The organism is Nocardia farcinica (genome assembly GCF_029867845.1).
GTDB classification, from domain to species: domain Bacteria; phylum Actinomycetota; class Actinomycetes; order Mycobacteriales; family Mycobacteriaceae; genus Nocardia; species Nocardia farcinica_A.
The window spans coordinates 1-7,629 of record NZ_JARWRU010000190.1; the positions used below are offsets into that span (position 1 = coordinate 1).

Annotated in this window: 7 protein-coding genes and 1 pseudogene; 3 read left to right on the plus strand and 5 right to left on the minus strand. The window is 72.1% G+C overall.

What is annotated here, in order from left to right; genetic code table 11:
• Positions 1–244: 244 nt before the first annotated feature.
• Both QH283_RS03895 and QH283_RS03900 read left to right on the plus strand, forming a co-directional pair.
• Complete coding sequence (locus QH283_RS03895; protein ID WP_280501644.1) at positions 245–1,198, plus strand: endonuclease/exonuclease/phosphatase family protein; 954 nt, start codon at positions 245–247, stop codon at positions 1,196–1,198.
• A gap of 82 nt (positions 1,199–1,280) precedes the next feature.
• Entirely contained in the window at positions 1,281–1,487 is a 207-nt protein-coding gene (locus QH283_RS03900; RefSeq protein WP_280501645.1) for a DoxX family protein, read from the plus strand.
• An 8-nt stretch (positions 1,488–1,495) separates the two neighbouring features.
• Here the strand turns inward: QH283_RS03900 and QH283_RS03905 are convergent, their stop codons facing one another.
• Positions 1,496–3,061, minus strand: a complete 1,566-nt coding sequence (locus tag QH283_RS03905; protein ID WP_280501646.1) for a carboxylesterase/lipase family protein — start codon at positions 3,059–3,061, stop codon at positions 1,496–1,498.
• 81 nt (positions 3,062–3,142) lie between these two features.
• On the opposite strand from QH283_RS03905, the gene QH283_RS03910 reads away from it, so the two are divergent.
• Positions 3,143–3,787 carry a TetR/AcrR family transcriptional regulator gene (locus tag QH283_RS03910; RefSeq protein ID WP_280501647.1) on the plus strand — a complete coding sequence of 215 codons (645 nt, stop codon included), beginning with the start codon at positions 3,143–3,145 and terminating at the stop codon, positions 3,785–3,787.
• Between the two features lie 257 nt (positions 3,788–4,044).
• Here QH283_RS03910 and QH283_RS03915 read toward each other — a convergent pair.
• From QH283_RS03915 to QH283_RS03930, 4 genes and pseudogenes are all read right to left on the minus strand, one after another.
• Positions 4,045–4,218: pseudogene (locus QH283_RS03915) on the minus strand (DUF4158 domain-containing protein); the annotation flags it as partial.
• Between the two features lie 126 nt (positions 4,219–4,344).
• Positions 4,345–5,502 carry a glycosyltransferase gene (locus QH283_RS03920; protein WP_280501648.1) on the minus strand — a complete coding sequence of 386 codons (1,158 nt, stop codon included), beginning with the start codon at positions 5,500–5,502 and terminating at the stop codon, positions 4,345–4,347.
• 61 nt (positions 5,503–5,563) lie between these two features.
• A complete protein-coding gene (locus QH283_RS03925) occupies positions 5,564–6,907 on the minus strand; it encodes a glutamate-1-semialdehyde 2,1-aminomutase (RefSeq protein WP_280501651.1) in 1,344 nt (447 codons plus the stop codon).
• Positions 6,908–6,940: 33 nt separating this feature from the next.
• A complete protein-coding gene (locus tag QH283_RS03930) occupies positions 6,941–7,525 on the minus strand; it encodes a YdcF family protein (protein WP_280501649.1) in 585 nt (194 codons plus the stop codon).
• Between the last annotated feature and the right edge of the window lie 104 nt (positions 7,526–7,629).

Below are 7,629 nucleotides of genomic sequence, written 5' to 3' on the forward strand. Positions count from 1 at the left end.
CGGGTCTCCTTCGGGTCTCGGCGCTGTCCGCGCCGTCTCCCGACGCGACCGGCATCTGTTCCCGGGTCACCGGTGCGCATCGCGGCGATGCTCGTCACGGGTATCGGTGGCGCGACAACCGGCGGCGCATCGTGCGGACACAACGAGTTCCATTCCTAGCACCGGGTCCGGGCACGGGAAAGCGATTTTCCGGCCCGGTGGCCGCCCCCGGTCCGGCCCCTGGGCGTGTGCTTGTCTGTCGGGCATGGATACGAAGCTGGTCCGCGCCGGTGCCGGTGTGCTCGCGGGGCTGGCGACGTCGGCGGGGGCGACGGGGGTTGTGCTGCATTTCGCGCGGCTGTCGTGGGGGCCGGTGGTGCTGGCCGCTTCCGGCGCGCCGTATCTGATGGGGTGCGCGCTGCTCGGGGCGGCGGTGTTCGCCGGGATGCGGCACTGGGTGGGTGTGTCGGCGGCGGCGGTGGTTCTCGCCGGCGCGGTGTGGACGCAGGCGCCGCTGTATGTTGCGCGGGCCGACGACGGAGACGGCCCGGTGGTGACGGTGATGCAGGCCAATCTGCTGTTCGACGGCGCTGATCCGGGTGCGCTGGTGGAGCTGGTGCGGGATCGGGAGGTGGCGGTATTGACCGTCGATGAGCTCACACCGGGGGCGCTCGCGGCGCTGGGCGCGTCCGGGCTGGACGAGCTGTTGCCGCACCGGTATGTCTCCCCGGGCCGGACGGCGGCGGGAACGGGCATCTGGAGTCGGTTCCCGTTGTCGGAGACGGTGGAGTACGACGGGTTCGTGTTGAACCAGTTGTCGGCGACGGCGACGGTGCCCGGGGTGGGGCCGGTGAGCGTGTACGCGCTGCATCCGGTGCCGCCGGTGTACGGGGTGCGGGTGTGGGCGGACGAGTTGCGGCGGTTACGGCAGATCATCGGCCGGGCGCCGGAAGGGCGGCCTGTCATCGTGGGCGGGGATTTCAACGCGACCCACGATCACGCGCAGTTCCGGGCGCTGACCTCGGGGCGGTTCGAGGACGCGGCCGAGCAGGCGGGGGCGGGGCATCTGGTGACCTATCCGACGGACAAGCGGTTCCCGCCGGTGGTGGGTATCGATCATGTGCTGGTTGCCGGTGGCCGGGCGTTGTCGGTGCAGACGGTGGACCTGCCGGGCGCGGATCATCGGGCGCTGGTGGCGCGGGTGCGGCTGGAGGCGTAGCCGGGGTAGTCACACTCGCGGCGGCCACGTTGTCACTTCTTCGACGGACACGATGTCGAGGAAGAAGGTGCAGGTCCGATGAATGTCGCCTATCACGTGGTCGCGGTGGTCAGTGGGCGCGCTCGGCCTGCTCGCCGGGTTCGTGGTTTCCGCGGTGGGGATCGCGGCGGCGATCGGGTTGATCCTGTACTTCCTCGGGGCGGCGGCCACCACGATCCGGGCCCGCTCGTATGCGACCACGGTGTTCGCGCCTGCCGCGGCCACGCTTGCGCTGCAACTGGCGGCGTGAGGTCGGGGTCAGTACAGGTCGACGCCGTGCCACAGGTCGCGGACCGGGCACGGGTCGTCGACCACCTCCGGGTGCAGGTCCAGGCGCATGGTGGCGCGCCGGGTGGGTTCGTATTCGGGCCAGTCGAGGCGGCCGGTGCTCGCGAACCGCACCCAGGCGCCGTGGACGAGGTCGGCGAGCGCCTGTGGTGGGGTGGGGCCGGTGATCCAGCGCATGCGTTCGTCGTCGAGCCGGTCGAAGGCGAACGGGACCTCGAGGAAGTGGCACGAGCCGAGTTCGCCGTCGAATTGCGGTGATCGCCAGGTGAATTCGTACATATAGGTGGCCGCGGGGGCCTGGGCGCGGGCTTCGGCGAGGCGGATGCCGGGGATGGTGTAGAACCAGTCGCCTTGCAGGATCGCCAGCAGCGCACCGGGATTCGCGCCGGGGTAGGCCGCCCGGTAGGCGGGGAGCGCGCGGTCGACGGGCAGCCGGTACAGGCGCATGGCGGTGGTGAGTTCGTCCTCGGTGACCGAGTCGAGGTCGCGGAAGGGGACCAGGGACAGGCGGCCTTCCTCGGCGTTGTGGCCGATGAGCATGTCGATGCCTGCGCTCGCTCCCGCGGTGACGGCGTCGATGGGGGTGGCGGGCAGGGTGTCGCCGTCGATGGTGGGGCGCCACATGTTGACCCGGCAGCCGGGTTCGCCGCCCCAGCGTTGCGGGTCGGGGTGTTCGGCGAGGTCGGCCATGACGGCGAGCTGGGCGTCGAGCACCCGTGGCACGCCGGCTTCGGCGATCGCTTCCCTGGTGGGGGCGACACCGAGTTTCGCGGCGAGCCGGCGGCCGATGTCGAGGGCGGTGTCGGCGCGGTAGCAGATGTTGCCCGCTCCGCTCTGGAGGATGGCGCGATGGAACAGTCCACCGGCGGCGGCCATGGTGGCGAGAGTGCCGACGGCCATGGCGCCGGCGGACTGCCCGAAGACGGTGACATTGCCGGGGTCGCCGCCGAAGGCGGCGATGTTGTCGTGCACCCAGCGCAGGGCGGCGATCTGGTCGAGCAGCGCGACATCGGCGACCCCGTCGTCGAGGAACAGGTAGCCTTCGGCGCCGAGCCGGTAGTTGATCGCCACGAGGACAACGCCGTCGCGGGCGAAGGCGCTGCCGTCGTAGAGGCCGGTGCTGCCGGTGTCGAAGCCGCCGCCGTAGATCCACACCATGACCGGCAGGTTCGCCGCACCGGGGTCGGGGGTCCAGATGTCGAGGTTGAGGTATTCCTCGCCGGGGACGGGTGGGGCGAAGAAGTCCAGCGGCGGCGGGGTTTCCGGTTGCGGTGGGGTGGGGCCGGGCGTGGTGGCCGCGCGCACGCCGTCCCAGGGTTCGGCCGGGCGGGGTGGCAGGTAGCGGTCGACGCCTTTGGGTGGGGCGGCGTACGGGATGCCTTTGAAGGAGTGCACACCGTCGGCGACTGCGCCGCGCACGCGTCCGGCGGCGGTCGTGACGATCGTTTCCCGCGGTTGGCCACCGCATCCGGTGGTGGCCGCGCCGAGCAGCGTGGCGGTGACGGCGGTGGTGCGGAGAAATGCTCTTCGGTTCATAACGCCTCATTCCTACGATGTAGGTTTCGCCGTCGACGGTATAACCTACGGTGTAGGTTCGGCAAGGGTTGGAGGTTCCGGGTGGCCAGACGCACGCAGGGCACGGCGGCGGGGTTGGATCGCGCCCGGATCGCCGCGGCCGCGGTGGCCCTGATCGACCGCGACGGGCTCGAGCGTTTCGGTGTGCGCAGGCTGGCCGAGGCCCTCGGGGTGGATCCGATGTCGATCTATCACCACATCAAGGGCAAAGCGGCCCTGCTGGACGCGGCGTCGGAGGCGGTGCTCGCCGAGGTGGCGGACACCCTGGAGGCGGGCGGCGACGGTGGCGGGGACTGGGAGGAACTGGCCCGCCGCATCGCCCGCGCCTATCGTGAGGTCGCTTTCCGGCACCCGCACGTCGTTCCGCTGCTGGCGACCCGCCCGCAGGTCTCCCCCGTGGCGTTGTCGGCTCTCGAGCGGCTGGTCGCCGCCATGCGGGCGGCCGGTCTGCCCGACCGGGTGATCGCGGACGTGCCGCTGACCCTGTTCGGGTTCCTCAACGGTTATCTGCTGGCCGTGGTCGGTGGCGATCCGGGCGGTGAGCCCGGGGTGCCGCCGATCGACGCGGACCGCTATCCGGCGATGGCATCGGTGGCTCCGCTGCTGACCGGGTTCGGCTCGGCGGCGGAGTTCGAGCGCCTGCTCGACACTCTCGTCGCCGGGATCGTCGATCGCGCTCGCCGGTGATGGGGTTCCGGTGGTGATCGCCGAAAATCGGGCGGATATGGCGTAGCTGCTTCCGGGCACGCAACCTCGAGGTCAAGGTCCCTGCCAGCGGTCACGACCTGGGACCGGGGACACCCGATGTCTCCGAGCGGGCCGAGAAGACCGCACTCACCATCGCCACAGCGATCGACAACCACCTCGACGACCTGATGCCCTGGCCCGAATAGCCACGACCCCTAGGGGTGCCGACAGGAGACGGTCGGTCCGTCGACTTGCTGATCCACCCCCAGCCGCTCCGCCAACCGGGCCACCGCCACCAACGGTGCCGCCGCCCCCTTGTCCGGCACGAATCCCAGCCACGGCAAGGCGCACAGCGCCACCGACAGGCCCAATCGATCCGACGCACCCCGGCCGCGGCCCGGATCGACGAACGCCGAATCGGCGGGCGTCAGCCTTCGGCGATTGCTACGGAACCCCGTGATCCGGGCGTGGCCGGGTGGGGCGGATCGCGGCCGGCGCGCCGCGTTCGGGCCGTTGACGGACGAGCAGCGCGCCCTGGTGATCGCGACGTCGCGCGCCTACGAGGCGGCGGTCTCCGCCGAGTAGTCCGACCGGCCGGTGGTGAGCACACCCTCGACCACCCGCGCCATGCGCGCCCGGAAGGTCTCGGGGCCGAAGGATTCGGCGTGGGCGCGGATCCTGCCGGGGTCGAGGTCGGTGGCGGCGGGGTCGGCGACCACGGCCGCGAATCCTTCGACGACGCTGTCGTCGTCACCGGCGGGGACGTGGACGCCGCTGAGGCCGGGCACGACGGTGTCGAGGGCGCCGCCCTCCCCCACCGCGACGACGGGGGCGCCGCAGGCCATCGCTTCGACGGGGATGATGCCGAAATCCTCGACACCTGGCATGAGCAGGGTGTGGCAGCGGCGGTACATGTCGACCAGGACGTCGTCGGGGGCGGCGCCGAGGAAGGTGGTCTCGGGACCGGCGAGGGCTTCCAGGTGGCGGCGGTAGCGGCCGTCGCCGACGACGACCAGACGACGGCCGGTGCGGCGGGCGATGCGGATGGCCAGGTCGGGGCGCTTGTAGGGGACCAGACGGCCGGCGAACAGCAGGAAGTCCTCGCGCGGGAGCGACGGGTCGGGGGCGAAACGGTCCAGGCGCACGGGTGGGTTGACGACCTCGGCGGGCAGCCCCCACCAGTCGCGGACGCGGTCGGCGACGGCGCGGGAGTTGGCGACGACAGCGGTCAGGTGCCCGGCGGCGGCCAGTTCGGCGCGGCGGGCGAGCACCCCGAGCGCGGCGAGCGCGGCACGGCCCGCGGGGCCGCCCGCTTCGCGGGCACGGAAGGCCGGTTCCCACGCCCAGCGGGCTGGACTGTGCACGTAGGCGACGACGGGGGCGTCGGTGGCCAGCGCGGCCTGGATCGCGAAGGAATGGTGGCTGACGACGACCGCGTCGTAGCCGCGCAGCGGCAGTCCGCGCAGGGCGCGCGGCATGAGCGGCATGAGCGGGGCGTGGGAGCGGCGGCCGGTGGCGGCGTGCAGGCGGTCGAGCCAGGTGCCGGTGATGGTGTCCCACGGCGGGTGGGCGATGGCGGGGGCGCGGGCGGTGTCGACCAGCGGCGCGAACACCTCCGCGTGCGGCCAGGTGCGCGCGAACTCACCGACGACCGCTTCGGAGCCGCCGTATTCGGTGAAACGTTCGTGCACGATCGCGATGCGCGGCGAGGTCATCGGAAGCTCTCCTGTCGGTGTCCGGCCATGTGGGATCGGTGGCAGCACCGCGCTTTCGCCGTCACGACAGCCCCGCCGCGAGGGCGGCCGGGTCGAGCCGTCGTGGTTGGGCGCGCGCACGCAGGGCGGGGGCGACCGGGCGGCCTTCGAGCAGTCCGTCGACGCCGCCCTGATCCAGGGCGCGCGCGTAGACGGCGGCGGCGGCGCGGCAGGCGTCGAGGGTGTGGTCGATGTCGGCGTCGGTGTGGGCGGCGGAGGTGACGAACGACTGCCCGAGCACGCCGTGTCGCACCAGTTCCTGGAGGAACAGGGTGCGCAACGGCTGGGAGGGCTGCCTGTCGGGGTCGAGGGTCTGGAAGATCAGGCAGGAGGGGCGGCCCGCGACGCGCAGGTGGTCGCCGATGCCGAGTTCGCCGGTGATCTGCTCGAATCCGGCGCGCAGACGTTCACCCGCGGCTTCCATGCGGCCGATGGGGTCGGTGGTGGCGTAGGCGTGGGCGACGGCGAGGTAGGCGGCCAGCGAACCGGTTTCGGGGCCGTGGGTGGTGGACAGCAGGAACACGCGGTCGGCGTCGGTGTTCAGGCCGCCGAGTTCCATGTGTTCCCGCCTGCCGGCGAGGGCGGAGATCGGGAACCCGTTGCCCATGGCCTTGCCCCAGCACGACAGGTCGGGGGTGACGCCGTAGACCTGCTGCGCGCCGCCGGCCGACCAGCGGTAGCCGGTGATCATCTCGTCGAACACCAGCAGCGCGCCGTGCCGGTCGCACAGGGCGCGCACCCCGGCGAGATAGCCCGGTGGCGGTTCGTGCAGGGCGGTGGCGGCTTCCATGACGACGCAGGCGATGTCGTGCCCGGTGAGCAGGGCGTCGAGGGCGGGCAGGTCGCCGTAGGGGAAGGTGACGGTGGCCGGGGCGGGGATGCCGGCGTTCATGGCGGTGGTGCCGATGAACCAGTCGTCGACGGAGAAGAACGGCTGCAGGCAGACCGCGACGGTGGTGCGGCCGGTGACGGCGCGGGCCAGGCGGACGGCGGCGGTGGTGGTGTCGGAGCCGTTCTTGGCGAATTTCACCATGTCGGCGCCCGGCACCAGGTCGAGGAAGGTTTCGGCGGCGTCGAGTTCGAGGCGGGTGGGGCGGGAGAAGTTGACGCCGTCGGCGATGGTGGCGGCGACGGCGTCGACGACGGGACGGTAACCGTGGCCGAGGGTGACCGAACGCAGCCCCATCCCGTATTCGACGTATTCGTTGCCGTCGCAGTCGGTGACGCGGCAGCCGTGGCCGCGCACGAGCACGGGCGCCATCTGTTCCGGGTATTGGTCGGCGCCGCGGGCGTAGGTGTGGGCGCCGCCGGGCACGAGTTCGTGCAGGCGGGCCTGGGCGGCGTTGCTGCGGGTGAAATCGGTGATCACGGGTGGTTCCTTGTCGGGCTCGGCGGCTGGTCAGCAGCCGGTTTCGGTGAACGCCTTGAGGTATCCGGCGCTCTGCCGCACATACATCCACCCCTGGTAGGCGGGGTTGGTGGGTGCGGGGCTGGCGATCATGGTGAGTTCGCCGTCGAAGCATTTGCCGATGATGTAGCGGGCGCGGGAGATGTGCGGGGTGAAGGTGACGACGATGATGTGACGCCAGTGCCCGAGTTCGGCGCGGCGGCGGATCTCCTGCGCCTCCCCCTGGGTGGTCCAGGGGCGCGGTTCGAAGCATGCCACCCGGAACGGATGTCCGCCACGGCAGTAGCGGTCCATGCGGGGATCGTCGATGCCGGTGGAGGCGGCGATCACCAGTTCCGGCGCCAGCCCGCGCCGGGCCAAGTCGAGGCCGAGGTCGAACCGCTCGTAAGGGGTGCCGCCGAGCACGACGATGGCGTCGGCGGGCCGCAGCGGGTCGATCTGCGGGTGCACGTACACCGGTATCCCCGCCACCGCCAGTGCCGCGACGACGGCGGCGATCGCCGCCAGGCGCAGCCGTCGCGGCCACCGGCGGCGCGGCGGGCGGCTGTCGGGGGTGGTGTCCGGTGGGGTGGGCATGGTCAGCGGTTGGGCCGGTCCTTGCCCAGCGGTGCGGTGGTGAGGGCGCCGTCGGGGGCGACGACCAGCCGCCAGTAGCCGCCCTCACCGTCACGCAGCACGAC

Coding starts and splice junctions, on each gene's coding strand:
- QH283_RS03930 (WP_280501649.1), bottom strand. CDS start 7,525: ATGCCCACCCCACCGGACACCACCCCCGACAGCCGCCCGCCGCGCCGC.
- QH283_RS03900 (WP_280501645.1), top strand. CDS start 1,281: ATGTCGCCTATCACGTGGTCGCGGTGGTCAGTGGGCGCGCTCGGCCTG.
- QH283_RS03895 (WP_280501644.1), top strand. CDS start 245: ATGGATACGAAGCTGGTCCGCGCCGGTGCCGGTGTGCTCGCGGGGCTG.
- QH283_RS03905 (WP_280501646.1), bottom strand. CDS start 3,061: ATGAACCGAAGAGCATTTCTCCGCACCACCGCCGTCACCGCCACGCTG.
- QH283_RS03920 (WP_280501648.1), bottom strand. CDS start 5,502: ATGACCTCGCCGCGCATCGCGATCGTGCACGAACGTTTCACCGAATAC.